Source organism: Paenibacillus oenotherae (assembly GCF_019443105.1).
Lineage (GTDB): Bacteria > Bacillota > Bacilli > Paenibacillales > Paenibacillaceae > Paenibacillus_Z > Paenibacillus_Z oenotherae.
In genome coordinates this window covers 253,116-279,545 of record NZ_JAHZIJ010000003.1, presented here as the reverse complement: position 1 = coordinate 279,545, position 26,430 = coordinate 253,116, and the positions used below count along the sequence as shown (strand labels likewise).

Genomic DNA, 26,430 nt, shown 5'->3' with positions numbered 1-26,430 from the left:
GTGCGCGGTGCGACAAGCCTTCACAACACCGCCCGCACGGCGGGAATGTGAAGGTTTTTTTTGCATGCTCAAGCGGCCCCACATCTTCAATGCCCCTATCGCGGGAATGTGAAGGCTTTTCGACATTTGTCCCCTGCATACCCCGTAGTGACTTTTATCACATAGCCTTTCGCCCCTATCTGTCATGATGGCTTTACAAACCTACACACAAGAGAGAGAGAGAGGGAAGGCAATGTTTGATATCGTTACTCTTTCGCGGCTTCAGTTCGCTTCTACGACGATCTTTCATTTTTTCTTCGTGCCGCTGTCCATAGGGCTTGCCCTGCTGATCGCAATCATGGAGACGATGTATGTCGTCAAAGGCAATGAGATGTACAAAAGGATGGCTAAATTCTGGGGCAAACTGTTCCTGATCAATTTCGCGGTCGGCGTCGTTACCGGGATTCTGCAGGAATTCCAGTTCGGGATGAACTGGTCCAATTATTCCCGCTTCGTCGGCGATGTGTTCGGGGCGCCGCTCGCTGTGGAGGCGCTGCTCGCTTTTTTCATGGAATCGACCTTTATCGGTCTGTGGATATTCGGCTGGGAGCGGCTGAGCAAGAAGGTTCATCTGCTCTGCATCTGGCTCGTTGCATTCGGAACATCCATGTCGGCCTTCTGGATTCTTGCCGCCAACTCCTTCATGCAGCGTCCGGTCGGCTTCGAGATTAATAACGGACGGGCGGAGATGAACGATTTCTTCGCTATTCTGACTAACGGCCAGCTGCTGGTGGAGTTCCCGCATACGCTGCTTGGCGCTTTCGCCACGGGCGCGTTTCTTGTTACCGGGATCAGCGCATACAAGCTGCTGAAGCGTCAGGATGCCGATTTCTTCCGCAAATCCTTCCAGATCGCTGCGATCGTCGCAGTGGTCACCTCCATCGGCGTTGCCATGTTCGGCCATCAGCAGGCGCAATATCTCGTCAAGACGCAGCCGATGAAGATGGCGGCAAGCGAAGGACTGTGGGGCAAAAGCGGCGATCCTGCCGGCTGGACGGTCACGGCATTCATCGATACGGACAATCAGCGCAACACAGGGGAGATCAAAATCCCTTATCTGCTGAGCTACCTGTCCTACAGCAAATTTTCCGGCGAGGTCAAGGGCATGCTGGAGCTGCAAGCCGAGTATGAGCAGACCTACGGCCCGGGCAACTATATTCCCCCTGTCAAAACAACCTTCTGGAGCTTCCGCATTATGGTTGCGTGCGGCTCGGCCATGATTCTGATGGGCATGTACGCCGTCTATCTGACCATTCGCAAGAAGTGGGCGCGGCCGAACAAATGGTTTCTGCGCTCCATGGTCGCCGGCATCTCGCTCCCTGTCATCGCTAATACATCTGGCTGGATTATGACCGAGATCGGGCGCCAGCCGTGGACCGTGTTCGGGTTGATGCGGACGGAGGACGGTATTTCGCCGGGTGTATCCGCAGGCGAGGTTCTGTTCTCGCTGATCGCCTTTAACGTCATCTATGCCGTGCTGGGAACGATTCTGGTCTATCTCTTTATCCGTGTGATCAAAAAGGGGCCTTTCGAGGAAACCAAACCGCAGCAGCGTTCAACCGACCCTTATGAGGAGGGATACCATGTCTCTTAATGAATTATGGTTTCTGCTAGTAGCCGTTCTGTTCACCGGATTCTTCTTCCTTGAAGGCTTCGATTTCGGTGTGGGCATGTCCACCGCGATTATCGGCAAGACGGACAGGCAGCGCCGCGTGCTGATCAATTCCATCGGCCCGTTCTGGGACGGCAACGAGGTGTGGCTGCTGACCGCAGGCGGAGCGATGTTCGCTGCCTTCCCGCATTGGTACGCCACGATGTTCAGCGGATTCTATACCCCGCTTGTATTCGTCCTGCTTGCTCTGATCGGCCGCGGCGTCGCCTTCGAATTCCGGGGCAAGGTCGATGCGCCGCAATGGAAGAAGACGTGGGATGTCATCATCTTCCTCGGCAGCATGCTGCCGCCGCTTCTGCTGGGCGTTGCCTTCTCCGCCATTCTGAAGGGACTGCCCATCGGGGCAGACATGGAGATGCGCGCCGGATTGTTCGACATCGTCAATGGCTATACGCTGCTCGGCGGCATTACCGTCGTCATGCTCTGCCTTGTCCATGGGTTGATGTTCACCACGCTGCGCACGACAGGCGAGCTTCAGCAGCGCGCCCGCATGCTGGGCAGAAGGCTGCTGCCGCCGCTTGCCCTGCTGCTCGTTGCCTTCGCCGTGTACACGTATTATGCGACAGATGTGTTTCAAGTGCGCGGCGCAATTCTTGGCGTAATTGCCGCACTTGGCCTGGCCGCGTTCCTGCTGTCCGGTTATTATATGAAGCGGCAAAAGGACGGCTGGGCTTTCACGATGACCGGAGCGGTGATCGCCCTGTCGGTCGCGTCGATCTTCATCGGCCTGTTCCCGCGCGTGATGATCAGCTCTACCGACAGCGCTTATAATCTGACGATTCACAATGCCGCGTCCGGACACTATTCGCTGCAGGTGATGACGATTGCCGCACTGACGCTGCTGCCGTTTGTGCTGGGCTACCAAATATGGAGCTATTTCGTCTTCCACAAGCGCGTCCGCGAGAAGGATCATCTGGAGTATTGAGCCATGGGACGCTCATTGATGAAATACAGCGGCATCCGCTCCGTCTTGCTTGTCACCGCCGTGCTGACTCTCCTGCAAACCGCAGCGATTATAGGGGCAGCCTACTGGCTGGCAGAGACCATTTCCGCCCTGTTCGCAGGAGAGCCGCTCGCGAGGCAGGCTTGGAGCATGCTGCTGTTCCTGCTCGCCTTTGCCGCCCGTCATGTGATGACTACGCTCCAGCAGAAGGCGGCGTACCGCTTCGCCTCCGCTACCAGTGCCGCCATGCGGCGGGAGCTGATGGAGAAGCTGTTCCGGCTTGGCCCGCGCTTCTCGTCTGTTAAGGGAACAGGCAATCTGGTTACGCTCGCGCTGGAGGGCGTCACGATGTTCCGCAGCTATCTGGAGCTTATTATTCCCCGTATGGCGGGGACAGCAGTCATTCCCGCTATCGTGCTCGGCTATGTATACTGGCTGGATGTACGCTCCGGGATCATTCTTACCCTTACGATGCCCATTCTGATCGTATTCATGGTTCTGATCGGACTGGCGGCACGCAAGGGAATGGAGGCGCAGTGGGAGTCTTACCGCTCGTTATCGAACCATTTTGTCGATTCGCTGCGCGGCCTTGAAACGTTAAAATTTCTGGGGCAAAGCCGTGCTCACGCCTCCATGATTGCCCGTGTCAGCGATAAGTACAGAGCCGCTACGATGCGCACGCTGCGGGTTGCTTTTCTGTCCTCCTTCGCGCTGGACTTCTTCACGATGCTCTCGGTTGCATCGGTTGCGGTCAATCTGGGACTCCGCCTGGTGAATGGCGAGATTATGCTGTTCCCGGCGCTGACGGTTCTTATTCTGGCCCCGGAATATTTTCTTCCCGTGCGGATGGTAGGGGCGGATTATCATGCTACGCTGAACGGCAAAGAAGCCGGAGAGGCGATTCAGGCCATTATCGATGAGCCGCTGGATGATGAGCCTGCGCGCATGCTCAAGCAGAAAGTTGAGACGCCTGTAGCGGAGAATGTCGGATCTATGGCAGGCGCATTGCCATTCGCCAGATATGCTGCAGCTGAGAAGCCGACGGTATCGTTGACGCTGTCATCTGTCAGTGTGCAGCATGAGGCGGAAGGCGCCTGTTCGTTGAAGGATATCTCCTTGCACATCAAGGGACCCGCGAGGATTGGCATCATCGGGGCAAGCGGGGCTGGCAAATCGACCTTGATCGACGTGCTGAGCGGCTTCAAGACCCCTAGCGGCGGGACGATGAATTGGAGCGGCATGCCCTCCGGCTCGGAGGGCAATGACGGCGGCTGGCGCAGCGGGATTACCTATATTCCGCAGCAGCCATATATTTTCAGCAGCTCGCTTGCTGACAATATACGTTTCTATATGCCTGATGCTTCCGACGAAGCCGTCCGGGGGGCAGCAGCCGCTGCCGGATTGGCGGAGCTTGCTGGCCAATTGCCGCAGGACATCCATGAGATGATCGGAGGCGGCGGCCGTCCGCTTAGCGGAGGGCAGGCGCAGCGCGTCGCGCTGGCTCGCGCTTTTCTGGGGGGACGTCCTGTTGTTATGCTGGATGAGCCGACCGCCCATCTCGATATTGAGACGGAATACGAGCTGAAGGAGCAGATGCTGCAGCTGTTCCGGAACAAGCTGGTGTTTCTCGCGACGCATCGGCTCCACTGGATGCCGGACATGGATCACATTATCGTGCTGCGCCAGGGCATGGTCGCCGAGACCGGAACGCATGAGCAGCTATTGGCGCGGAGAGGCGTGTACTACGAGATGATGACAGCACAGCAGGAGGGATTGCATTGAAGAGTCGGGAATCATGGCTGGCCCCTTACGTTGCCCGCTATTTCTGGCAGTTTGCCATCATTGTCGGCTTGGGTGCAATTGCCCTGCTGTCCGCCGGAGCGCTCATGTTCACCTCGGGAGCACTCATCTCCAAGTCAGCGCTCCGGCCGGAAAATATTCTGATGGTCTACGTGCCGATCGTCGGCGTCCGCACATTCGGCATAACTAGAGCGGTTATTCATTACATCGAGCGGTTGACGGGGCATCACGTGATACTGCGGATACTGTCCGGGATGCGGGTCCGGCTGTACCGTATTCTTGAACCGCAGGCGCTGTTCCTCTCCTCCCGGTTCCGCACAGGCGATCTGCTTGGCGTGCTGGCCGATGATGTGGAGCAGCTGCAAAATGTCTATCTGCGGACAATCTTTCCCGCTGCCGCGTCACTGGTTATCTACGCCGCTATTGTTATTATGCTGGGCACCTTCGATTGGGGCTTTGCCATTGCTGCCGCCTTGTATATGGGTTTTCTGCTCATCGTTCTGCCCTGCATCTCCCTGCTGCTTACGCATCGCAAGAACAGAGCGGTTAAACGCGAGCGCAGCCATCTATATCAGAAGCTGACGGACGCTGTGCTGGGCATGGCGGATTGGACGCTGAGCGGTCGCCATGCGGGATTCATACGGAGCTATGAAGAGGATGAAGCGGCTGTCGCCCGCAAGGATGCCGGGCTGAGAAGCTGGGCAAGATGGCGTGTGCTGATCGGGCAGATGACGGTCGGCCTCGCCGTCGTCACTACGCTCTACTGGGCAGGAGGGCAATATGAGCAGCAGCTGTTGTCCGCTCCGATGATCGCCGCTTTTGTACTTGCCGTGTTTCCTGTTATGGATGTGTTTCTCCCCCTGTCCGATGCCGTGGAACGCATCCCGCAGTATCGCAGCTCGTACGACCGGCTTCATGATATTACGGCCAGAGGCGGGGGGGATGATGGAAATTCGGTTGCGGCTGGTGGACATTCTGGTGCGGACAGCCGCATGATGAAGGATGCCGCCGCTGCCGCGAAGGGGCAGGCCCCCATCTCGTTCCACAACGTCAGCCATCGCTACAGCGAAGCGGAGCCGTGGACCGTGCGCGAGCTGTCGCTGCACATCCCGCAAGGACACCGGATTGCAGTGCTGGGCCGCAGCGGAGCGGGCAAATCCACCCTGCTCAAGCTGCTGCAGGGAGCACTGATCCCAGGTAGAGGAGCCGTAACGATTAATGGCGTGAGCGCAGCGCAATACGGCGAGGACATTCCGCGTATTGTCTCCGTATTGAATCAAAGCCCTCATCTGTTCGATACATCGATTGCCCATAATATCCGGCTCGGCAGACGGGATGCAACAGATGAGGAGGTCCGGCAGGCCGCCAAGGCGGTCATGCTGGATGAGATGATTCAATCCCTGCCGTTAGGTTATGACACGCCGATGCATGAAGCGGGACGCCGATTCTCCGGCGGGGAACGGCAGCGTGTAGCGCTGGCCCGCATCCTGCTGCAGGATACGCCCGTCGTCGTACTCGATGAGCCCACTGTCGGACTTGATCCCATGACCGAGCGCGAGCTGCTCTCGACTATATTCCGAACATTGGAGGGCCGAACGCTGATCTGGGTCACCCATCATCTCGTCGGAGCAGATCAGATGAATGAGATCGTATTTATGGACGGGGGCAGGATTACGATGCAGGGAAGCCATGCAGAGCTGATGAACCATCATCCCCACTATCAGCGGCTGTACCGGCTTGACCGGCCCGGGGCTCCCGCTCGTGAAAAGAGGCTGTCCGAAATAGTCTAATCTCCAATAATTCAGTCCCAAATGATGTGAAGGGATGCCTCCAAAACCACTAAAAGCGGGATTGGAAGCATCTTTTTCGTTGGATATGGGACTTAGCGTAGTGGGGCGCTGAAAACATCAAGCAACTCAACCGCCGAACCAAGAGCTCGTGCCTTTCACCCTCCCCAAGTGTGGTTTGAAGGCAACGTGATGGAGTAAGAAGCCTGCGAATGTGCATGAATTTCGGTTATTAGACGCCATAATGGGGACATTCCTGCGATTATGCATGAATTTAGGGAAAAATCGGCCGATAAGGGGAAACTAAGGTGAAAAACCTGCCCTCTGGCAGGCATTTCACCTTCATAGGGTCAGAATCGAGCAAAAAACTGCTGTTTCGCATGTTTCGCCTAGCTCGCATTTCGCTCTCGCATCTCGTTTGTCTCGGCGTTTGAATGACGGATCTCGTCCTCTGGCGACGAGTATGTCAACAGTCTGATGATCGAGTAGGAGTTGAGATTGCCAACAAGGACTTTCTGGACAGACGCGTTGTTCATAAAATATATTTCATTAACTCCTGGTCAAAATAAGTGTTAAGGCTACGCATCATCGGGCCCGATTGTTCGCACTTCAATATTAGCCATAGCAATCCCCTTTCCTCTTTCCTAAGGGAAAATCAACCGCCTGCCCGAGAGACGCTCTCCGCGATTGCCTGACGCTCCGCATCCGTGTAGATGCCGAGCCGCCAGAAGGCTGCTCCCCTCAAATCATAGCGTTTGGCGAGACCCAGCTTGGCAGTTACTGTACGCTCGGTCTCACTATCTATCGAAATGCCGAGCATCAGCTTATCCTTGGGCACGCCCTGCTTCAGCGTCATCCGGATCGCTTCATCCACCTTGGCATTCGGCTCCGGGCTGCCGTCTCTTGTATAATCATAGGCCATCAGAACGAGATGATCCGCTGTACGGGCAAGCGAAGCATAATCGTAGCCCCGGTAAGATCCGTTAGGGGGCGGAACGGCAAGCGACAGCTTAACACCGTCCGGCAGCCCCTTATCGAGCAGCGCCGTATATTCATTCAGCAGCCTGCGCGGTGTCTCCGGTGCGTCCTTCCAGCCCAATCCCTCGTAATCAAGGACAACACCCTGAAACCCTTTGTCCTTCACCGTGTTCACGATCGATTCGATCGAGCGGTCGCGAAGCGCAGGCGTGCTCAGCATCTTGGACAACTCCCCTTTGCCGTCAACGGCATAGACCATCAGGAAAGGCTTCGCGCTGTCCGCGGCAGCTCCTTGGATGAGAGCCTCGGGCGTAATGTCTCCCGCTGCTTGCGGCCACTTATATTCCTTTCCACCGGTCGTCCATTCCCCATTCTCATCAATGCGGCTCCAGCCGAAGGCTACCTCATTAAAGGATGGAATCCATGCACGCTGGTCGAAGGAACTAAGCGCGTAGAAGCCCAGCAGTTCCATCTCTCTCTGGGGTGAGACGATGACGACAGTGCGGCTCGCACCGTCCCAGCTTACATTCGCGCCGAACTGCCTGCCGAAGAAAGCAAGCGGGATAAGCACCCTTCCCTGCTGCATAACGGGCGCTCCGGCAAGCGCGATTTCCGTGCCGTTAACAGTCGCCTTCTTGCTGCCGATGCGCAGCCTAACATCTGCCGTGCCGCCCCGGCCATCAGGGCCTGCCGCCTGAACCGTTTTACCTTTGGCATCCCATACGACAGTCACGCCAAGCGCTTCAGCAATGCCGCGGAACGGTACCAGCGTTACTCCCCCAGCAACCTTAGGCTCGCTGTCCAGAGGCAGTGCGACTTGATCCAGCACAATCGTCACCGGCTTCGATTTCACCGTTGCCGCTCGCGCGCTGCCCTCTCCAATACCGCCAACCGCCAATAGTCCCGCCAACAACAACATTGCTGCTTTTCCCCGAATCTGTCCCATTGTATCTCCTTGTAATTTCATAGTTTGATAGACTGATCCCTATTATAGCAAAAAGATAGGAGCATATCATTGAAAGGGAGATTCGCGGCAAACAAGCGAGAGGAAGTGTTCTTCCCAGCCGTACATTGTGACTTTTTCACCAGTCTTCTTGGGAGTATACTCCCTTTTTTAAATTAACATTTATTGAGTATATTTATATATAATTATGCTTCTTACCTACTATTTACACCTTCGGTTGGCGAATGTATATTGAAAGCAGGAGACGATTTGGGATACAAAAGTTTCCTTACTTGCGTTATAGCAATAAATGAAAGGAAGGAGGAATGATGACTTACTGTACCTATCTTACTTGAGAAAGGATGCTGTCAGTAGCGATCATCTGAATTAGCTGAGCCCTTCAGAGGGACGGCGCAGTAGAAGAGCCGGATTCATGAATCAAAGATTTGTTGAGTAATCCATTATCTGAGAAGAGGAGAGGATTATGACATGAAATCCATTCAAAAAATATTGACCGGTTTCGTTATGCTCACATTGATCATGGGAGTAGCTTTTGCGGGGTCCGCATTCGCGGCCGGAGAAGTGAGACTCATTCAATCCAACCTGTACCTTGGCCCGTATGGTTACGTCGGATTCAGCGGACAGATCGAAGTTCAGAATATTGCCCCTACCAAGACAGTGACCGTCCATTATACAACAGATAACACAAACTGGTATTCAAAGAACGCAAGCTATGTCGGCCCGACAAGCGGCTCTTATGAGAGATGGGATTTCGCCGTTTCGACAAGCTCCCTTAACAACACCAACCCGGAATTGTACGGTCTGAGCTTCATTAAGTTTTACCTTGAGTATAACGTATCGGGGTCGACATACTATGACAATAATGGCGGTTCCGATTACTACAATGAGCCGTACAGCTTCGGACCTAGCTCCACCATTCTGAGCGCACGGAATGTGCTGAGCAACTACGGACAGGTGACAAGCAGCACTAATTTCAATGGCAGCGTTATTGTCAAAAATATTGCTTTTGCCAAGACCGTAAAAATCCTCTATACCACTAACAACTGGTCGACGACGCAAACCGGCTTTGCCTCCTATACCGGAGCGGCCAACAATTTCGGTACGGCCGAGCACTGGAACTATTCGTTCACCGTGCCTAGCGGCAGCACAGTCAAGTTCAAGATTGAGTACACTGTAGGCGGCAGCACCTATGTGGATGACAACTACGGCGCGACGTATACAGCGACATAAGCAGGCTGTTATGAAGAAGGCGGCTGAGCAGGTTATTCCTGTTCGGCCGCCTTTTCAAATCATTTAGAGACAGAGATTTTCATCGAAAACAGGATACAAATAGGGTTGTAATTTAAACACTTCATCCATTATTGCAGCATCATAATTTTTATAGCTGGCTTCGATGATTAGCGTGTTAAATAAGTAAAATACTTTTCCGGCAAATGAACGAGGAATATGTGACTGCCCTTCAATCAGCAGCCTGTATGCGTCCAGCTTTTCATGAAGCTCCTTGAACGTGCCAGGATTTATTATTTTCTCTGGTCGAAGATCCAACACGATTCGTTTAATCAGTGGCTCGATTTCACTTTCAATTTGAGATAACTTTTCTTCATTCAAACTCCACATCCCCCTTCACGTGTAATTCGATTTATGAATTCCCGATAGCATTATTCGTATACGATTCCACCATTCTCATATCTTTCGTCGAGATAAATAGGCGTTTTATCAATTGTGTATACATATAAAGTATCCTTTTTAACACTTTTATCTAATGTGACATTTACAAAATGGCTTCTAGATCCCACTAGAGAGTCTTTTTTGAATGAAAGTTCCTTTAATTGTCGGCCTGCTATGGCCGAGTCAATCATTGTCCACTTCAAAATAAAACAATTTATTGTTCGAATCCCAATAAAATTTCCCAATATAATTATTGGGTACAACATAATCATTAAATTCCTCACTATATGTCCAATGATGCGCATTCACCTGAGACAGAGTTAAATGAATTGATGGCTTCCAATTCGAAACTTCCACCCACTCATACGAATTTTCGAGTTGTTTGATCATTTGCTCGCTTAGAAATATGTACCCCTTCATTCTATACGAACTTGGGCCAAAATGGGATTCTCCGATCCTATCCACTTGCCAAACAGCTTTCTCGACTTTCTCTAATCGGGGAAACCGATTCATGATTGGTTCAATGTCCGTTCTAGTCATGCTCTTTTCTACAGTGGGATAAAAAACAGGCTTCATGAATATGACTATCACTACCGTAACTAGAGCTAACAGCAGCAGCAGCGACAAAGCAGTGGCTATTGCCATTTTTTTATTTTTTAAGCTCAATTTATTTCCCGCCTCATAAGATGAACTCTCGCACTCACATGTTCAACACGCATGAATGGTCTTTCTAAAGTACACACTTCCGAGTGATCAAAAGTAGGCAGATGCTTTCATCGCTAATACTTTAAGGCCTGTTCATACAACGTTTTTTTCGCTCTATAGTCCTGTGACCCTTTTTCCGGAATAACGACTAGTGGGCCTAGACCCTCTGTTGAGATTAACTTCTTTTCTAGAGCAATATGGAGTAAGTAGAAAGCTCTGTAGTTTAATAATTGTGCGACTTCTTCTTTGTCTAATACTTCTTCGTTAGAGACAGCCCGTCTGCATTTATAAATAAACATTTCCTTCGAAACAGCCTTACTATGAAAAGTGAGACCTGCTCGAAATTCGATAAGCTTGAGAATATATCGTTTAAAAGTGTAACTGTCCCCTGTGTAACGATAGTCGTCGATTCCCTCAAAATGTCGTTTATTGCATGTATTTTATCCATCTAAATCTCCTGTATTAAGGGATTTAATCATTCCTGTTGTTTGCTCCTCCTACATTTACAACGTGACCGCTATTTCTTCCCTATCGTGTCTCATGTCCTTTATTTCACCTAATTTCTATCAGTACAGTTTGCGTACAGGCCCTAATATAAGTGTATATTTTCTTATATAACTTCCACCCCAATATTATAAAGAAGGAAGAGCAATATCATCTAACTTTCTCATAAATATCCTCTCGGATAAAGAAAGATGTGGTGTTTTATCACTACCTACAAGCTGGTGAGGCTCGGTCAGGCTAAGGCTAGGCGTAACAAGCACCTTGTTCGCGGTATGTGAAAAAGGCCTCGCCGGAAAGCGAGACCTTTAGTATTTCATACATTTACTATCGGAATACTACATGTCACAGACATTTCTTTATTTCCACAAATTCATCCACTATATCGTGGATACCCTCTCTTCTGCATGTAGGAATAAGAACAATACCATCCTGTTTTTTCGCTTCTCTCACGATTGCTTCAATTCTTGGTCTTAACCTGGTAATAAAATCTGAATTAAGCCATGGGAAACAATACAAAATACTTCCGCGTGCCATTCCAATCGCCGCTGACGCATTCCATCTTTCATTGCCGATGCCGGCAAATTTATGATTTATTCTTTCTGGGGTAAGACCGAAATTGTGAATAATCTGATCGTATGACAACGAGACATTCGAGTCACTCAATCCTTTTATAATTTGTTTCTTCACGGAAATTGAACGATACCAACCTAGCAGCCCCCGTGTCCGCTCTTCTTCGCCAACATAGCAAGCAACTCGTTGTAACGTTTTCTGATCGAGAGGTTTGTCGTCTAATTGAACTTGGCCATCAATAACTACTCCTCTCCCGCTTAAAGCATACGAGAGCCCCCATCCTCCTGCACCACATTCACAAATAATTCCATAAGCCCTCCCACTCGAGAAAGTATAGCTAAAATCGTGGCACAGATCACGCATTTGTCCATAGTTGCTGAGTTTAGGGTCAGTAATGGTAGTTAGATTTGAAACCTTTAATTGAACCATGTTAGCGGATTCCACCATTCTTTTTTAAATCCTACTTATACTGCATTCAGTACTTCAAAAGATCCAGGTCTATTACTTATTCTAGCTATTGATTGCAATGCGCTGTCTACACCTGAATCAATGGTTGTAAATAATTGATTTTTGTCTCAAATTTCACAATAACCTGCTGACTCAGCGGGTTCGTCAATTGCCACTCATCTGACTCGCAGATATTGCAACGCTGCCGTAGAGTCCCACATTTATCCCGAATACAGGAAAGGATACCTCCTGTTTCTCAAGCAGGTTGCCTCATATATCGAAACGATAATTGTTAAGTCTCGCGATTCCGACAAAAACCTTGTCTCGGATTTCGACAACATCACCGTGACCGTTGAATAAATAGTATCCTTTAAGTCCCTTACTATCTTCTTTCGTAATGAGTCCTTTGCCTCTCGAATAAATCGATTTTTGAGTACTGCTGTTCCGCCATTTACTTCGGCCTCTGCAATAACTTCAGCTCCGTCATAATAGTACCGAGTTGTCTTGCCTCCTTCACTTCTCTCATACAACAGTCCATCCCAAGGTTCTTTCGGGACTTACCGACCGATTCATTCGGCACTGGGTGGGGGTAAAAGAAAGACCAAGCGAGAATTATCTTCACTTGGTCTTTTCATAGAATTTTACAGCAACTGTGTAATCGAATGATACGTACCTTCGGTTATAAACGTTCCAGTGATTCGTTCGTTAATAAATCTCGTTACGTCAAGTGCATCGTAGTCTTTGATATTTTCGTCTTCCTTATAAACTAATTTGACGTTTGCTAGCCCCTGTTCAACTAATTGTTTACCTAACTTAGTCTTTCCTTGATGTAAATAGTATTGTCCTAAATCAACAAAGTTTTTCACATGTTGATTGCATATGTTTATTGATTCATTTAACAGATCAATAAACTTTCTTGAATCAGTGGGCTTATAGTGCCATGCGAGTAGATATAAGATAATCGCATTCGTTGAACTATCAGACATCTTCTTTACTTCTAATAAATTTACTAATTGCTTTTCATTCATCCCTCCAAGATACCATTCAGAGAAGAAAGATAACAATATTGTGAATAAGGGGTTATCTTTATGCTTGCTGAGTGCTGATTCCAATAATGATACTGCTCTTGCATAGTCCCCTAGTGGAGGCAATGTTTCAAGTATGACCAACCTCGCCCAAGCATCAATATCTTCAGGAGTTTTTTTAAGATAATCCAATAGTAACTCTTCAGCTTTTTCAAGTGTGAACTCGTTAGGTGTTTCAACTAATTGCAAAACAGTGCCTTTAAGGGTTAAGTCATTCATTGCATCACCCTTTTCTAATTAATTAGGTTACCAATTACTCGTGTAGCTGTTCCCATAAATGCGTCAACATTTATTATTGTACCATTCGCATCTGCATAAAATCTTATTGTGACATCATAACCATTAATGCTTGTATGCATTTGATTCGATCCTTGTTGGATTTTTTTCGGATCGATAGAGCCAATTTTCCCAGTTACACTATTAAAGATAGATTCCCTGTTGTTCCCTAATTTCATGATTCCACCCTTAATATGGTCCTGCGAGAACATGTGACTTTCGTAACGCTTGTATAGATCAGTTTTGAAGCTAATGTTTGTAAAACAGGGTCCATATAACTGGCGTCTTGTTTTTCTTGATGGTCTGTACGACCAAGCGTTTGCCTGTTACCTCTTGCATCATATTCATAGGTTTCATTAGACTGCTCATTCGTCTTAATTCGGTTCAGCGCATCGTAGGTACATCCGTATGTCTGTGAATTCTCTGTCCGTGTCTGAATATTTTTATTATTATCATAGACATACTGGTACGAATTGATAACGTTCCCCGTATAGATAGGATGTTTTCATATCATTTTTAGGATATGTTTAAATCAAGTTTCAAAATTGGTAATTAATAAAAAAACCACATGGAGTCGCTACACTCACATGTGGATAAGTAGTTCATTCTCTAATCTCACCAGTCTTTCTTTTTACAATTTTATCATCACCATCAACGTTAATTACATAAAAATCTCGATATAAGAAGTACGATTCTACATCGGCAACTGCATCTTTAGGTAGACTATATCTCGTATTGCCTTCACTATCGATCAACTCTGCTCTGCTTCCGTTTTTCACATATGCTAATCCTTCTTTGAAAGGTAATGCAACTTCATATTTGGGCGGAATTATTTCCTTACCCGAACGATCCATATACCCATGCTTCATTTTTACTGTATCAAGATAAACCGTTGTCCCCTCTGAGAAGCTACTGCCCATTCGGTTACTTGGTTGTATCACAATTTCTCCAAATTTATTAATATAGGCAAATTTATTATCACCGAACCTAACAAGTGATAACCCTTCTGAAAAAGCTCCCATAGGAGAATATTCTTTATTAGCCAGAATCTCCTGACCTTCTGAATTAATATAGAAAGCTGTACCGTTTTGGCTTACCATTGCTATATCTTCATAAAATGGGCTCGCTTCATCATACTTAGCTTCTATTGCAATATCTCCACTTTTTTTTAAATATCCAATCTTTCTATTTTTTTTAAAAGCATACATACCTGAAGAATACATCAAAATTTCATCTATCATTTCATTTGAATATGATTGCTTAAGGTCGCCTCGTTGATTGATAAGAGAATATCCAGTACTCGTTCTTACCCATGCCTGACCATCAGTAAATGAACCTGCTTTCACATACATAAAATCAAGTACGATATTACCTTTGAGATCTATATAGCCCCACTTATCGTCCTTTAGAGCCGCAGCCATCCCTTCGTGAAATGGTTCTATGTCTTCATAAGTTGGTGGAATGACCGTTTGCCATTTGCTATTAATAAATCCCCATTTCCCTTCCTCTTCAATTGGGAATAATTCATCGATTTGAGGAATCAGTACGGACATTTCTTCATTGTTACCAGTTTCGGAATTCATAGAAACACCTCCATTATAATTACTACATCCACAAATCCACCTTCAAGAAGAGATGGTACTCCAAACGATCGTTAATTATTGTTTTCAGTGATTCAGAATGCTTTTAACTGTTTGAGCTTTACTTATATAAGTATTATACAAGCTAACACCGTTGGGATTATTAATAAAACTAAGTATGAGATTATGAGGTTCAATTTCAAACCCTACAATTCCACCTAAATTAATCACAACAGGGAATTTATTCTCTTTAATCAACCATTCTCCACTTAGATTCACTCTAAATAACTCACCTAAATAATAGGCAGAATTGATCCATGTTTCCTCTGACTCAACTTCTTTCAACAAACCTTCTAACCGTTTGATTGTCTCGGGATCATTAACATCCAACTTATTTTGTTCAATAAAAACCTTTGCATTTGCTATAGATTGTTCATTGAATACCCACTTATAGTTAAAAACGATTTTAGGTTGTATTGTATTTTTTTCAAACCAGTCTAATGCATATTCCTTTGTAATATTTACTATACGGAGCAGCTCTTGACGCAGTGATTCCTCATCTTCAAAAGAGTGCCATTCATGATCCCTTTGGTCGATGAAATAATAACTTTGCACGTAACGTGAAGAGGTATAATAATTTACTCTAAACGCATTTTTATGCCATCCGCTTGTTTCAAATTCTATCGATTGCTGCGCATGACCTACCTTTCTTGAGAACAACCATGAATTTCGTGTTTTTGTATATTCGAACCCTAATTCAAGAAAACTGGGAGTTACAATTTTCTTTATTTCCTTAGATAGATTCACAAAATCACCTCTTCTATTTTAATAACCTAATTATTGTAATTATTGGGAATCTTGGAAACAGGAATCCAGACGATCCCCCTCCGGATCCTCCTATCGGTGGACCTTTAGGCGTAGGTACACCCTCTGGATAATATCCAACACTGGGATTTAAAATGTCAAGAATAGAATCCAATATACTACTAGGTTCCGTTGTTTCGGATGGTTGCTCTATTTCTTTCGGTTGTTGTACTTGGCGATCCCAGTAATATATCATCCCTGGGTCATCTGCATATGTCTTGTAAACAATTTCTCTTTTAGTATCAAATGGGCTAGGAAGTACTAATTCAGTTGAAAGAATGTTGCTTCCCGCTGTTGCAATCGCTGATTTATCTCCTTTGAACCCATTTACATTGATTCCATTAAGTAGCATCATAGCCATACTGGTACGAATTGATAACGTTCCTGTTGTTCGAGAGCATTATCAGCCTTTCTCATAAATATCTTCTCGGACAAGAAAGTGATGACTAGTGCCTAGCTTGGCTAGGCGCGCGAAAATGAAAAACCTGGAGCAAATTTAACGCTCCAGGTGGAAGGAAGGATTCATCAATCTCCGACTTTGCCAAGCCCATTGTTGCAAGAAATTATTATCTCCGAACTATCCGATGTTGCAAATACCCCCATATTCTCCAAATAGAGACTTTCTCGAATTGGAGAGATATGTTCGTGATATCCATTTTTAAATTCATAAGCCATTCGAATAATTTCAGACCCAAGTCCTATTAATCCTTCTTTGCTTGCCTCAATTAATACGAATGAGCCATCAGTGATTTCATCTCCCTCTTTATTATAAATCCTAGCCCTTAGAACATTTCTTCCATCATAATCAACATTTATACTTCTGTTATTTAATTTAACAACATGAATATCCATATAGTTCCCTCACTTAGTTATAATATCAATAACTTTCCCGTTAGAATCCACAGTGACATGAAAGTTACCATTTTTTACCTGGATGTATCTTCCACCTCCTGAGGGGGTAAATAATTGTATACCATAGTGTAAGACCGATTGAGGATATTCAGGTCCAATTGGATGAGAATGAACATTTTTAAATATAACTAGAGTTCCATCTTCTAACGTGGATTTAATTGTATTATCACCAACTTTTTCACTTTCTTTAAGAACATTTTTCACAACGCCTGACTTTGACTTTGACTTTGAACCCTTTGGATCGTCCTGAAAAGGTAATAAGCTAAATCCAGCCAAAAATATTTCAGTTGAACTTGAATTTGGATCTGTTACCGTTTTAATAACATTATAACCTGAGATTTCATTGATAATATTTACAAATTTTTTAAGAATGTTTTGTTTCTTAGGTTGCTGCGGTAATATTGTCGACCAATCTATCTGACTTTTCTCTGTAGATGTTAACCAATCATCTACTTTCCCAGATGTTAGAACATAACCTGCTCCTGGAGTATATTCATAATAGTACATTCCTTTGCTTAATTGATTCATAGCCCATGACTGTTGACCTTTATTTCCGTTATAGACAAGGGAATTAAGATAATCATACTGGTTCTGCGAAAATACCATGTGTCCCGTTGGATCGTAATATCTGAAAGGATTATTATGCACATACGTATACAAATTCAACGTCAGCGGATTATCTACTTGCCCCTCATACGTATCCTCATTAATAAAAACCGCCCCATGCTCGGGTCATACCAACCGGGCACGCAGATATTGAATTCAGTAACCCCAAACTCACCATGCTCCATGCAACCCTATCTCTCGATAAGATTCTGTGCCGGTTAAATAGGCTTCCACGGCTTGCTACTTCTTCACCTCATTAAACTTACCCACAAAAATACACCCCATTCGTTAGATGATATCTAACAAATGGGGTGCTGTTCATTCTCGCCTGTGGTTTATATTTTCTAAATTCAAGATAACAGTTCTTCGTTTTCTTTCTGTATATTTTTCAACGCATCCTCAATCGACTTTAAATCAATATAGTTTTTGTCAACACCTGAAATAAATAAAATCTTCAACCAGAAGGCATCATCAGCAGCATAATTTTTAATAGCTTCTTCAATAGTTGATTCAGTTAAACATTTCACTATTATTTCTGGTGGTGGTGTAGGCATGTACGATAAATTTTCTTTATCCATGTACCATAGTAAATTTAATGGAGTCGTTACAACTATGGTATAAGTAATCCCGTCCTCAAGTGTTACTAGTACATCAATATTAGCATTGTAAATATCCTCAATATCAGATAATGGAGTGGGATACACAATTTTAACTATCTCCATATATGTCTCCTTATTTACCATATATTTTGTAAATAATATCAATTACTGCACTTTCGTTCGCTTTATTGGCTTTTGCTAGAATCTGCATTTCACCGTCAACAATTCTATAAAAAACCCTTGCGCCCTCTTTACCTCTCAAGTAACTTATATCACGGGTTAAGTTCGAAGTACCGATTCCAGGATTCGTATTACCCTTTAAGAATTTTGCTATTAGTTCATCTGCCTCCTTTTGAACAACAGGAGACTTGCCCATCTTTTGTGCAGCCCTCACTAAAGCTGTTTCTCCCTTAATAAGACTACTAACTTTATTTATTCTTCCACCAATACCAAGGAGTCCAAATGCCATATCCATGGTGTTCTCATTTAATCTCTCATCCCTTCTTAACAATTTGTCTAGTTCAACTTCTGCCCAGGCGGCATTTCCAGGAGTGTTCTCTTCTTTAATGTAATGATTTCCGGTAGCTAAATTAAATAAATATTTAAAACGATTACTATCATCCTTTGAGCAGATTATACATTTTTTCACTTCAGTGCCTAGTATGCTTCTAATCTTCCACCAAGCATCTGAGTGTGGCCCCCCCTCAGCCTTAGCTATTTGCAAATAGATATCCAACTCATCACTATTAATTTCATGTCCAGTAGGATCATTGTATCTCGACGGGTTATTATGCACATACGTATACAAATTCAACGTCAGCGGATTATCCACTTGCCCCTCATACGTATCCTCCGTCATAAACCGTCCTACACTTGGATCGTACCATCTGGCCCGCAAATATTGCAACTCTGTCGTAGAGTCCCACATCTCTCCCGAATACAGGAAAGGATTACTGGTGCTATCCTGTTTCTCAAGCAGATTGCCCCATATATCGTAACGATACTTGTTCAGTCTCGTACTTCCGACAAAAACCTTGTCCCGAATTTCTACGACATCGCCATGACCATTAAACAGATAGTATCCTTTATGTCCCATACTATCTTCTTTCGAAATAAGTCCTTTGCCTCGAATATACCGATTTTTGAGTACAGCTGTTCCGCCATTTACTTCGGCTTCTGCAATAACTTCAGCGCCGTCATAATAGTACCGGGTTGTCTTGCCTCCTTCACTTCTCTCGTACAACAGTCCATCCCCGTTATACTTGTAAGTAACCGTTTGTCCATTACCCATAGTGACAGCTGTCAGTTGGTCCCGGTGATTATACGTATAACTGGCGTCTTGTTTTTCTTGATGGTCTGTACGACCAAGCGTTTGCCTGTTACCTCTTGCATCATATTCATAGGTTTCATTAGACTGCTCATTCGTCTTAATTCGGTTCAGCGCATCGTAGGTATATCCGTATGTCTGTGAATTCTCTGTCCGTGTCTGAATATTTTTATTAGCATCATAGCCATACTGGTACGAATTGATAACGTTCCCCGTATAAATTTGCGTATGCTTTAAGCTCTTAAGCTGCAGACCTTTATAGGTGTACTCACTTTTCACTCCATTAAATTGTTCAATGCTCTTTAGCTGATTATTATTATAATACTGATAAATAGCATCCCATTGTCCCTTATTGCTTCCGACGTGCGTCAGCCTGTTCTTGCTATCATATACATAGAATACATTCCCGCCGAAAGGATCCTTCATTTGATTGCGGCTGCCATTCTCATTATAGGAATAGGCAATGGTTCTGCCGTCCGGATATTTAATTTGGGTCAACTCACCCGCGTTCGGCGAATACACATATTCCGTTAATCCCGTCTCATCCTCCATCGATTTCCGGCGTCCGGCTGCATCATACTGAAACGTGATCGTCTCTCCACTATATCCCCTTACATTCTTCGTCAGTAATTGATTCTTCGATGAATAAGAGTAATAGAACTCCGTTCCCTTCTTATCTACGAGACGATCCAGATTGCCATTCTTATCGTACACATATTTTTCTTGCTTATTATTGGCATCAATCGTCTTGATCCGCCGTCCCATCCCGTCATACTCATTCTGCTTTATTTTCTGATCGGGGAAAATGGTCTGGGTTATCAATCCGAGCGCGTTATACCGGTATTGAGTCGTTTCATTATTGGCACTAATAACCTCTTTCAATCTTCCAAGAAAATCATAGCCGTTTCGAGTAATCTGTCCCTTGGAATCAGTTGCTGTCAACACTTGCCCCGCAGCATTATAGCTATAGCTGGTCAACAGACTAGTCACTCCATCGATAACTTCTGACTGGCTCAGAACCTGTCCCAGCTTATCATAACTCTCGATAATAGCATTGCCCTCTGCATCTATAGCTTTCTTGGTCTGTGCGACATCATCATAGATCATCTCATCGTAGCTAAGATCAGGATAAGTTGTTCGCGTCGGCCTGCTGAAGCCGTCATAAGCATATGTAGTCTGGTTGCCAATTGCATCCTCAGCGGCAACCAGACGTCCTTGTGCGTCGTAGCTGGAGCTCTGCTTTTTCTTTCGGCCAGTCCGCTCAACAGTGCCGGATTGAACCATCCAGCCAAGCGGATTCCATGCTGTGAATGACGTTATCCCAGTTTCATCAGTCTGTTCGATCATATTCTGGCTATCATAATATTTGATAATACCCATAGTCTGATCTGGGTTCGTGTATTTTACAAGACGTCCGAGAAGATCATACTGGTAAGAAGTCGTATAGCCCTTCCCATCCTTGATTGATAGTACATTGCCATTGGACGGGTTATACGTATATTCATTGGTTATCGTTTCCTGAATCGGGCTTCCAGCCACAGGATCAATATTGCTTACAGCATGAATTTCTTTGCTTAGATATGCATTTTGGTAAGCTGCGGAATATTCATAATCCGTAATAAATTCTGATCCGCTATCTTTGATGCGAGCACGTTGAACATTACCGAAGCTATCTATATTCTCCAGTATCGTCTGCTGAATAATAGCACCGTTGCTATCGTTCTCTCTAACAGTCACATCTGTAATTGTGCCTTGCGAGTTTCGGGTATACCGCGTATACTGCTTCTTGGTTCCTTCTAACGTACGCAGTGTGCTTTCCAGCAAATGTGTTGTTCCGTCGAACCGATTTTCAGTACGAGTTCCTAATGGATTAATATCCAGAATGACATTCGCATAATCGTCATACATCCGAGATGTGGTAATGGGCTGGGAGGTCCCGCTGCTTGTCGTTATTTGGGATGTGCTTGATATCGGCCAATACCACTTTCTAGCTTCATCATAAGTATAGATGGTCTCTTGCGTTGTACTTCCTGAGCTTGTTGTATCTCTCGTATTGTAATATTGCTGGGTTGTGCCGGAATTAGGATACTTCTTCGTATTATAAAATGTATGCAAAACCAGCCCGTCATGGATCGCAACGGAGAATTCCAGATTGTTGGCATAGTAGACACTTCCCATATCTCCGTTATATGAAATATTCTTTACGTTCACATCCTCAGATGTTCCATTGGACAGAGCAAGGATATCTTTTCTAGACTGCATCCGGTAGACTTGATTGACTGAATCTGCGCTTAAATAACGGGTGACCGGATTGCTCTCATAGGTATAGACGGTCTTCGCGCCTGTCGGAAAGGTAATACCCGTCAGCAAAGCGTAAGGATTGCTTGTATCTGGCGTCGTGCCTAACAGATTAAAGCTCGCCGGAGACATGGTGTAGTCATACGTTTCCACACGATTAAGCGGATCTACGGCCTGCGACAGCAGCTCAATACCATTCTGCATTGTCTTGTAATAAGAGACTTTGCGCTCGCCCTGAACAAGCGTGACACTAACTTGCGAATACTGGATTTGGATTTTGTTACCGATCGCATCCTCAATCTCGCTCAATACTTTTCCGTATTCTAAATGCTGGGTATATTTGAATTGAATGCTGTTCCCATATGGATCAGATATACGGATCAACAGCCCTTCAGCATTAAAATACTGATTAATGCCGCCGATTGATTTCACAACATGAGCGGATACCTCACCATTGACTGTGACGGTAGTATCCGCCTCGAACGTGATATCTCTCCACGGATAATCCTTAAGAGCATTGTTCTCAATCTCATAAGTTCCACTGCCTGATAGATGAAGATACATTTTATTATCCGGTGTATGTTCGATAGACGAGAGAGACCACGACCAACCCTTTCCGATCGGATAGAGCTTCTCTTCATAAGACTTGCCAGCCAAAGCGTTCACACCATCCAAGACAGACATTTTCCCACTCTGGGAGCTATTGCTGTCATAAGTTCGTGTAAGCGCAAATGACAAACCATTGCGCCCTGGCAATATCAAGTCTGTTACCTGGTATGACAAATTGCCACCTAACGTAGAAATCGTCTCATTGTCCATAGCCACTGTATATGGAGCCTGGTCAGGCTTCGTATTTACGTGAACCTTCTCTGGCGCTGTAGAACTGGATGTCATAAAGGACATGGAATAGTCCGCTGAACCAAGCTGGGTGACAATTTTACTCTCAACGTTTTTCGAATTGTTCAGATAAGTTTTCTTACCGGCAGCTAGCTTCTCTTCCGCCCCTTTCTTGCCGACTTGCTGCAGCGCTGCAGCAACTTCCTTAATCGAGTAACCCTGATTCAAGTAGGCTTGAATCGTTTCTTCTGGAAGATTATATTGCCGGGCCAACTGCTCACGCTTCGTGATGTGTTTATCTTCTACGACAGATGGTTCTGCCGCATAGCTGGTTTGATAAGCGGGCAGCAGCCCGCAAATTAAAGAGATGATAAGTACAATATTCAGTAGATGTCTTATTTTCCGCATAGTGATCCCCTCTAATTAATTAAAGTCGTCGTTTTGGATGTAATATTTCCATTGTCATCGTATTGATAGATCGTCTGGAAGTTCATCTCCAGCCTTTTTACTGATAGTGTATAAGTTGAAGTTGTACTGAATGCGCCGCCTGCACCTACAATTTTAATGAAGTATTTTATATTAGGGCCGCTAGATACCTTGTACAGCAGGGTCTCTATTCCGCTTGCGTCTCTTTGCCCGGATGCTACCAGATTAAGATCCTTGTCATAGATAAAAATATCGTAATTACGTCCGGCAGGTACATTAAAGACAACTTCATCGACACCTGCTTTAACAGGAGAATAGACGAACCAATCAACATCGGTTGACGATGAAATCAACGTGCTGTAATTATTGTTATACAGGATCGGATACGCCGTGGCGCTTGTATCGTTAGGCTCAAAGCTGTTCGGCAATTTCAAGTCAGTACGATACGCCCAGTCTGACCATTCCATGCCGTCATAGACACTGATTCGGAAATCCCATTCGCCGTTAGCAAGAGCCGGTGTATGGTGTGAAAGAGCCGATCCGGATACGATGCCAGTATCGTACATCAGGTTCGTCCAATTATCTGTCGACCCTTGAATTTTGTATGCCGCTTGAGCTTGACCTTCTAAATCATTATATAGCCATGTGAAGTCCAGATTATTATTAGGCAAATTCTGTCCATCACTATAGGAAGAAAAGCTTACAGTCGGTATACTGTTTATCTTTATGTAAGCTTTGCTTGATAAGTTGGAAACCGCTCCATAAGTGTCTTTTGTTCGAACCCGCCAGTTGTACAAGGAGTTTCTAAGCAATGGAATCGGAACCGTATATGATCGGATGGAGGAAGCAATCCAGCCCGAATCATGCACAAGGGTGGAACCAGAGTATAACTCAACTTGATAAGCTGTCTGGTAATCCCCTACATCGGGATCCACAAAGGTCCAGTTCAATATAGGTGAAATAACAGAGATAAGATGCGGTGAACTAGAAGTCGCATTACCAGGCGTTAGCCCCGTAGGCGCAAGAGGAGCCTGATTATGTTTGATCGTGAAATAAGTATCGGATTGATCCCACTCGCCATAATCTTCCCCATCATAGGCACGGATGCGTATTAACGCATTATTCGTGGCAGGAATACTGCTGAAATCATAGGGATATTGTGTGACGGCAGGGTTGGTCAAACCAACAATGTCCGACCATGTGCTGCCTCCATTCGCGGATAACTGTACTTGGTATTTAATTGTATTCTGTGTATTGTCAGGATCAATTGCAGCATTCCAATAGATCGTTGCCGCCCCATCCAACACTTCCCCTCCATTAGGGTAGGTTACCTGTGGCTTGCTTGACGGAACGTTGTAGTTGAGAACAAGTTTAGGCGTGTATTCTGCATCACCAAATTCTCTAGATAATATCCATAAATCAGAGCTGCTTGCCGCACTCCAATTCATAATAAACCCTTCATTTGGCCATGTACCATTCACCCAGTTCGATACAGCAGTCATTAAATTCGCTGTTATTGTCGTACCGAATACTATTCTATCGAATCCATTTTTGAAGTTCGCAACATAGATATTAGTAATGAAATCGGAATATGATGGCGCATTAGTTGCATTTGTCGTATATTCATTCCAAGAGCTTGTAACTCTATTTAAGGTCATTATAGGAGTAGAGCTGCCTAAATCCACAGCAACTCCCGTTCTTAATTTTAATTCCGCACTTTTAATCACTGCATTGGATGGGACGAATGAAAGATCAAATTTCATCAATGTTTTCATAACATTGTGCTGCCTGAACCGCTCAGATGCTCCATAACCTGCATCATAAGGATTCGTAGCATCATATGCCGTATCTTTCGAATTACCTATTGTAACAACTGTCGGATCAATGACTATAGGATACTTCAATTGATCCTTAGGAATGTGGATATCAATGTACTTCTGATTCCCCTCAGTCCGGATATTCTGCTCTAAGTACTGGAATTTCCCATCGGCATCTTCCACCCATGGCGGCAATATTTGAAGATTCCCCGAGGAAAAATCATCTTTTAGATTGCCAACTATTTTAAAACTAAACGTTTCGGGACTGTCTGGAGTTGCCACAAACATCGTTTCTTTTATACCATCATTAATAATAGCCAGCTCGACATCCGTATTCTTCCACACATTTTTATAGCTGACCTTATTCCCTTTCTCAAGGTTTACAACACCCACTGAAGATGTAGAACCCACAGGAACCAACGTAAGTGAATCCGCCTCCTTACCCATCGTATAGCCGTCGTTAATGTCATATGGTAGTTCAGCTGTAAAAGGAACATATGGCGCTACATAAGACTTCTTCTTCGCCTTTTTAGCAAGCTCTTCTTTGGGCAATCTCTTATCCCGATCCATTTGACGAGAGATATTCTTCGAAACCATCTTCTTCTCCAAACTTTCTACTGCATCATTGCTGACCAAGATCGGGTTAATATCGGCCCATTCCCCGCTATTTTTCTCATAGTGAACCGAATAAGTGTTTATAACAACTGTTGTAGAACCATCATTCATCAAATAGCTTTTAGAATTGCTGGAACGTTCAGAAATCAATTCTTTATCAATTTCTATTTTTTTATCTACCGAATCTGGCAGTGGTTTTTCAATTTTTGTGGAAGTAATATCTTTTGATACTTTTTGTTCGTTTGCTAATACAATTCCCGAGAACAATAACGAGAAAATGATCATATTAATTACAATTGCATTCAAAATTTTGTACATACTACCATCCTTCTTTCCTTCAAATTTTGTAGTTTTCTGCGTTGAGCGATGTATCATTCTAGATGTTATTTCCTCCTTATTAATGTTTATTTCTATTCACACCTGAACAGTATAGGAGAAGTACCTCCAATTTTCCTTAAGAGATAAAGTCGAATGAAGTCTGTTTTTATCGAAATAGATAAATATACATTTTTATTTCTTTGTAATTACTATTTTTTGCATAATAAACCAACAACATTTCCCAAGCATTGAATCCCCATAAACCGCTCATCTTAATACATGCTGGAGGTGATACTTAATGGCGGGAAGAAACAGCAAGCCTAAGAATGACGGACCGGCATCGAGCCCAGGCAGACTGGATCAATTCGGCGATAAGAAGGCGGATTCCGGCAATTTGCCTAAGAAGAACAAGGATGGCTGTTGCTAGCCTTGGCATGAGTAACACGCACCTCTAACATTGTGTATACAAAAAAAGAGGACAGCCGATTACTAATCAGCTGTCCCCATAACCTATTATCCGCGAGGCGGACGCATATCCGCCACCGCATCCCGAATGGAACGGTAGAATGCCTGCCAATGCGGAGCGGCGCCCTCTGGCCCAATCTCCTCCTGAGCTTCTGGCTCCTGCTCCTGCGCAGCTTCCGCGCTGGATTTCAGTGACCCCGGCGGTCTTCCTCTTCGCTTCACTGCCAGTCCTTCATTATTCAGCCCGGACTGAGCAGCTTCATCACCGGATGCCTTTACCACTCCACCATCACCTCATACTCTGCTTCACTTGTCTTCCAACTGCCGT

Annotated in this window: 21 protein-coding genes and 1 pseudogene; 6 read left to right on the top strand and 16 right to left on the bottom strand. The window is 45.3% G+C overall.

Going from position 1 to position 26,430, the window contains the following annotated elements:
* Positions 1-232: 232 nt before the first annotated feature.
* Genes K0T92_RS07425 through cydC form a run of 4 tightly spaced genes read left to right on the top strand, consistent with a single transcriptional unit; the run spans position 233 to position 6,244 of the window.
* A complete protein-coding gene (locus K0T92_RS07425; protein ID WP_219871800.1) occupies positions 233-1,633 on the top strand; it encodes a cytochrome ubiquinol oxidase subunit I in 1,401 nt (466 codons plus the stop codon).
* Complete coding sequence (gene cydB, locus K0T92_RS07420) at positions 1,623-2,636, top strand: cytochrome d ubiquinol oxidase subunit II (RefSeq protein ID WP_219871799.1); 1,014 nt, start codon at positions 1,623-1,625, stop codon at positions 2,634-2,636. Before K0T92_RS07425 ends, cydB begins: the two co-directional genes overlap by 11 nt.
* A 3-nt stretch (positions 2,637-2,639) precedes the next feature.
* Positions 2,640-4,436, top strand: coding sequence for a thiol reductant ABC exporter subunit CydD (gene cydD / locus K0T92_RS07415; protein WP_219871798.1), 1,797 nt, complete (start codon positions 2,640-2,642; stop codon positions 4,434-4,436).
* Entirely contained in the window at positions 4,433-6,244 is a 1,812-nt protein-coding gene (cydC, locus tag K0T92_RS07410) for a thiol reductant ABC exporter subunit CydC (protein WP_219871797.1), read from the top strand. The genes cydD and cydC overlap by 4 nt, the downstream gene beginning before the upstream one ends.
* A gap of 652 nt (positions 6,245-6,896) precedes the next feature.
* On the opposite strand, the gene K0T92_RS07405 is transcribed toward cydC, so the two are convergent.
* Positions 6,897-8,165, bottom strand: a complete 1,269-nt coding sequence (locus tag K0T92_RS07405; protein WP_219871796.1) for a stalk domain-containing protein — start codon at positions 8,163-8,165, stop codon at positions 6,897-6,899.
* Between the two features lie 486 nt (positions 8,166-8,651).
* Between K0T92_RS07405 and K0T92_RS07400 the strand changes: the two genes are divergently transcribed.
* Positions 8,652-9,413, top strand: a complete 762-nt coding sequence (locus K0T92_RS07400; RefSeq protein ID WP_219871795.1) for a CBM21 domain-containing protein — start codon at positions 8,652-8,654, stop codon at positions 9,411-9,413.
* Between the two features lie 63 nt (positions 9,414-9,476).
* Here K0T92_RS07400 and K0T92_RS07395 read toward each other — a convergent pair whose 3' ends face one another.
* From K0T92_RS07395 to K0T92_RS07335, 14 genes and pseudogenes are all read right to left on the bottom strand, one after another.
* The gene (locus K0T92_RS07395) at positions 9,477-9,791 is read right to left on the bottom strand and encodes a hypothetical protein (RefSeq protein ID WP_219871794.1); all 315 of its coding nucleotides are present in this window, start codon (positions 9,789-9,791) and stop codon (positions 9,477-9,479) included.
* Between the two features lie 243 nt (positions 9,792-10,034).
* Entirely contained in the window at positions 10,035-10,517 is a 483-nt protein-coding gene (locus K0T92_RS07390) for a hypothetical protein (RefSeq protein ID WP_219871793.1), read from the bottom strand.
* Between the two features lie 885 nt (positions 10,518-11,402).
* Positions 11,403-12,059 (bottom strand): P-loop NTPase family protein, encoded by a 657-nt coding sequence (locus tag K0T92_RS07385; protein WP_219871792.1) that lies wholly within the window; start codon positions 12,057-12,059, stop codon positions 11,403-11,405.
* 659 nt (positions 12,060-12,718) lie between these two features.
* The gene (locus K0T92_RS07380) at positions 12,719-13,381 is read right to left on the bottom strand and encodes a tetratricopeptide repeat protein (protein ID WP_219871791.1); all 663 of its coding nucleotides are present in this window, start codon (positions 13,379-13,381) and stop codon (positions 12,719-12,721) included.
* Between the two features lie 14 nt (positions 13,382-13,395).
* Positions 13,396-13,650 (bottom strand): polymorphic toxin type 35 domain-containing protein, encoded by a 255-nt coding sequence (locus tag K0T92_RS07375; protein ID WP_281423117.1) that lies wholly within the window; start codon positions 13,648-13,650, stop codon positions 13,396-13,398.
* Between the two features lie 390 nt (positions 13,651-14,040).
* A complete protein-coding gene (locus K0T92_RS07370) occupies positions 14,041-15,021 on the bottom strand; it encodes a WG repeat-containing protein (protein WP_219871789.1) in 981 nt (326 codons plus the stop codon).
* 84 nt (positions 15,022-15,105) lie between these two features.
* Positions 15,106-15,825: a hypothetical protein gene (locus K0T92_RS07365; RefSeq protein WP_219871788.1), complete on the bottom strand. Its 720-nt coding sequence runs from the start codon at positions 15,823-15,825 to the stop codon at positions 15,106-15,108.
* A gap of 13 nt (positions 15,826-15,838) precedes the next feature.
* Entirely contained in the window at positions 15,839-16,237 is a 399-nt protein-coding gene (locus K0T92_RS07360) for a hypothetical protein (protein ID WP_219871787.1), read from the bottom strand.
* Positions 16,238-16,407: 170 nt separating this feature from the next.
* Positions 16,408-16,734: an Imm32 family immunity protein gene (locus tag K0T92_RS07355; RefSeq protein WP_219871786.1), complete on the bottom strand. Its 327-nt coding sequence runs from the start codon at positions 16,732-16,734 to the stop codon at positions 16,408-16,410.
* A gap of 9 nt (positions 16,735-16,743) precedes the next feature.
* A complete protein-coding gene (locus tag K0T92_RS07350; protein WP_219871785.1) occupies positions 16,744-17,322 on the bottom strand; it encodes a hypothetical protein in 579 nt (192 codons plus the stop codon).
* 75 nt (positions 17,323-17,397) lie between these two features.
* Positions 17,398-17,556: pseudogene (locus tag K0T92_RS25600) on the bottom strand (RHS repeat-associated core domain-containing protein); the annotation flags it as partial.
* A 194-nt stretch (positions 17,557-17,750) separates the two neighbouring features.
* Positions 17,751-18,122, bottom strand: a complete 372-nt coding sequence (locus K0T92_RS07345) for a hypothetical protein (protein WP_219871784.1) — start codon at positions 18,120-18,122, stop codon at positions 17,751-17,753.
* A 10-nt stretch (positions 18,123-18,132) separates the two neighbouring features.
* Entirely contained in the window at positions 18,133-22,869 is a 4,737-nt protein-coding gene (locus K0T92_RS07340; RefSeq protein ID WP_219871783.1) for an RHS repeat-associated core domain-containing protein, read from the bottom strand.
* Positions 22,870-22,880: 11 nt separating this feature from the next.
* A complete protein-coding gene (locus K0T92_RS07335; RefSeq protein WP_219871782.1) occupies positions 22,881-25,637 on the bottom strand; it encodes a DNRLRE domain-containing protein in 2,757 nt (918 codons plus the stop codon).
* A gap of 298 nt (positions 25,638-25,935) precedes the next feature.
* Here K0T92_RS07335 and K0T92_RS25265 point away from each other — a divergent pair, with 298 nt between their 5' ends.
* A complete protein-coding gene (locus tag K0T92_RS25265) occupies positions 25,936-26,064 on the top strand; it encodes a hypothetical protein (protein ID WP_281423116.1) in 129 nt (42 codons plus the stop codon).
* 86 nt (positions 26,065-26,150) lie between these two features.
* Here the strand turns inward: K0T92_RS25265 and K0T92_RS07330 are convergent, their stop codons facing one another.
* A complete protein-coding gene (locus K0T92_RS07330; protein ID WP_219871781.1) occupies positions 26,151-26,384 on the bottom strand; it encodes a hypothetical protein in 234 nt (77 codons plus the stop codon).
* Positions 26,385-26,430: the final 46 nt, after the last annotated feature.

Excerpts from the sequence above, each read along its gene's own strand:
- cydD (WP_219871798.1), top strand. The coding sequence starts at position 2,640 with ATGGGACGCTCATTGATGAAATACAGCGGCATCCGCTCCGTCTTGCTT.
- K0T92_RS07360 (WP_219871787.1), bottom strand. The coding sequence starts at position 16,237 with ATGATGCTACTTAATGGAATCAATGTAAATGGGTTCAAAGGAGATAAA.
- K0T92_RS25265 (WP_281423116.1), top strand. The coding sequence starts at position 25,936 with ATGGCGGGAAGAAACAGCAAGCCTAAGAATGACGGACCGGCATCGAGC.
- K0T92_RS07340 (WP_219871783.1), bottom strand. The coding sequence starts at position 22,869 with ATGCGGAAAATAAGACATCTACTGAATATTGTACTTATCATCTCTTTA.
- K0T92_RS07385 (WP_219871792.1), bottom strand. The coding sequence starts at position 12,059 with ATGGTTCAATTAAAGGTTTCAAATCTAACTACCATTACTGACCCTAAA.
- cydB (WP_219871799.1), top strand. The coding sequence starts at position 1,623 with ATGTCTCTTAATGAATTATGGTTTCTGCTAGTAGCCGTTCTGTTCACC.
- K0T92_RS07380 (WP_219871791.1), bottom strand. The coding sequence starts at position 13,381 with ATGAATGACTTAACCCTTAAAGGCACTGTTTTGCAATTAGTTGAAACA.
- K0T92_RS07425 (WP_219871800.1), top strand. The coding sequence starts at position 233 with ATGTTTGATATCGTTACTCTTTCGCGGCTTCAGTTCGCTTCTACGACG.
- K0T92_RS07350 (WP_219871785.1), bottom strand. The coding sequence starts at position 17,322 with ATGAATCAATTAAGCAAAGGAATGTACTATTATGAATATACTCCAGGA.
- K0T92_RS07400 (WP_219871795.1), top strand. The coding sequence starts at position 8,652 with ATGAAATCCATTCAAAAAATATTGACCGGTTTCGTTATGCTCACATTG.
- K0T92_RS07355 (WP_219871786.1), bottom strand. The coding sequence starts at position 16,734 with ATGGATATTCATGTTGTTAAATTAAATAACAGAAGTATAAATGTTGAT.
- K0T92_RS07370 (WP_219871789.1), bottom strand. The coding sequence starts at position 15,021 with ATGAATTCCGAAACTGGTAACAATGAAGAAATGTCCGTACTGATTCCT.
- K0T92_RS07335 (WP_219871782.1), bottom strand. The coding sequence starts at position 25,637 with ATGTACAAAATTTTGAATGCAATTGTAATTAATATGATCATTTTCTCG.
- K0T92_RS07375 (WP_281423117.1), bottom strand. The coding sequence starts at position 13,650 with ATGTTCTCGCAGGACCATATTAAGGGTGGAATCATGAAATTAGGGAAC.
- K0T92_RS07405 (WP_219871796.1), bottom strand. The coding sequence starts at position 8,165 with ATGGGACAGATTCGGGGAAAAGCAGCAATGTTGTTGTTGGCGGGACTA.
- K0T92_RS07345 (WP_219871784.1), bottom strand. The coding sequence starts at position 18,122 with ATGGAGATAGTTAAAATTGTGTATCCCACTCCATTATCTGATATTGAG.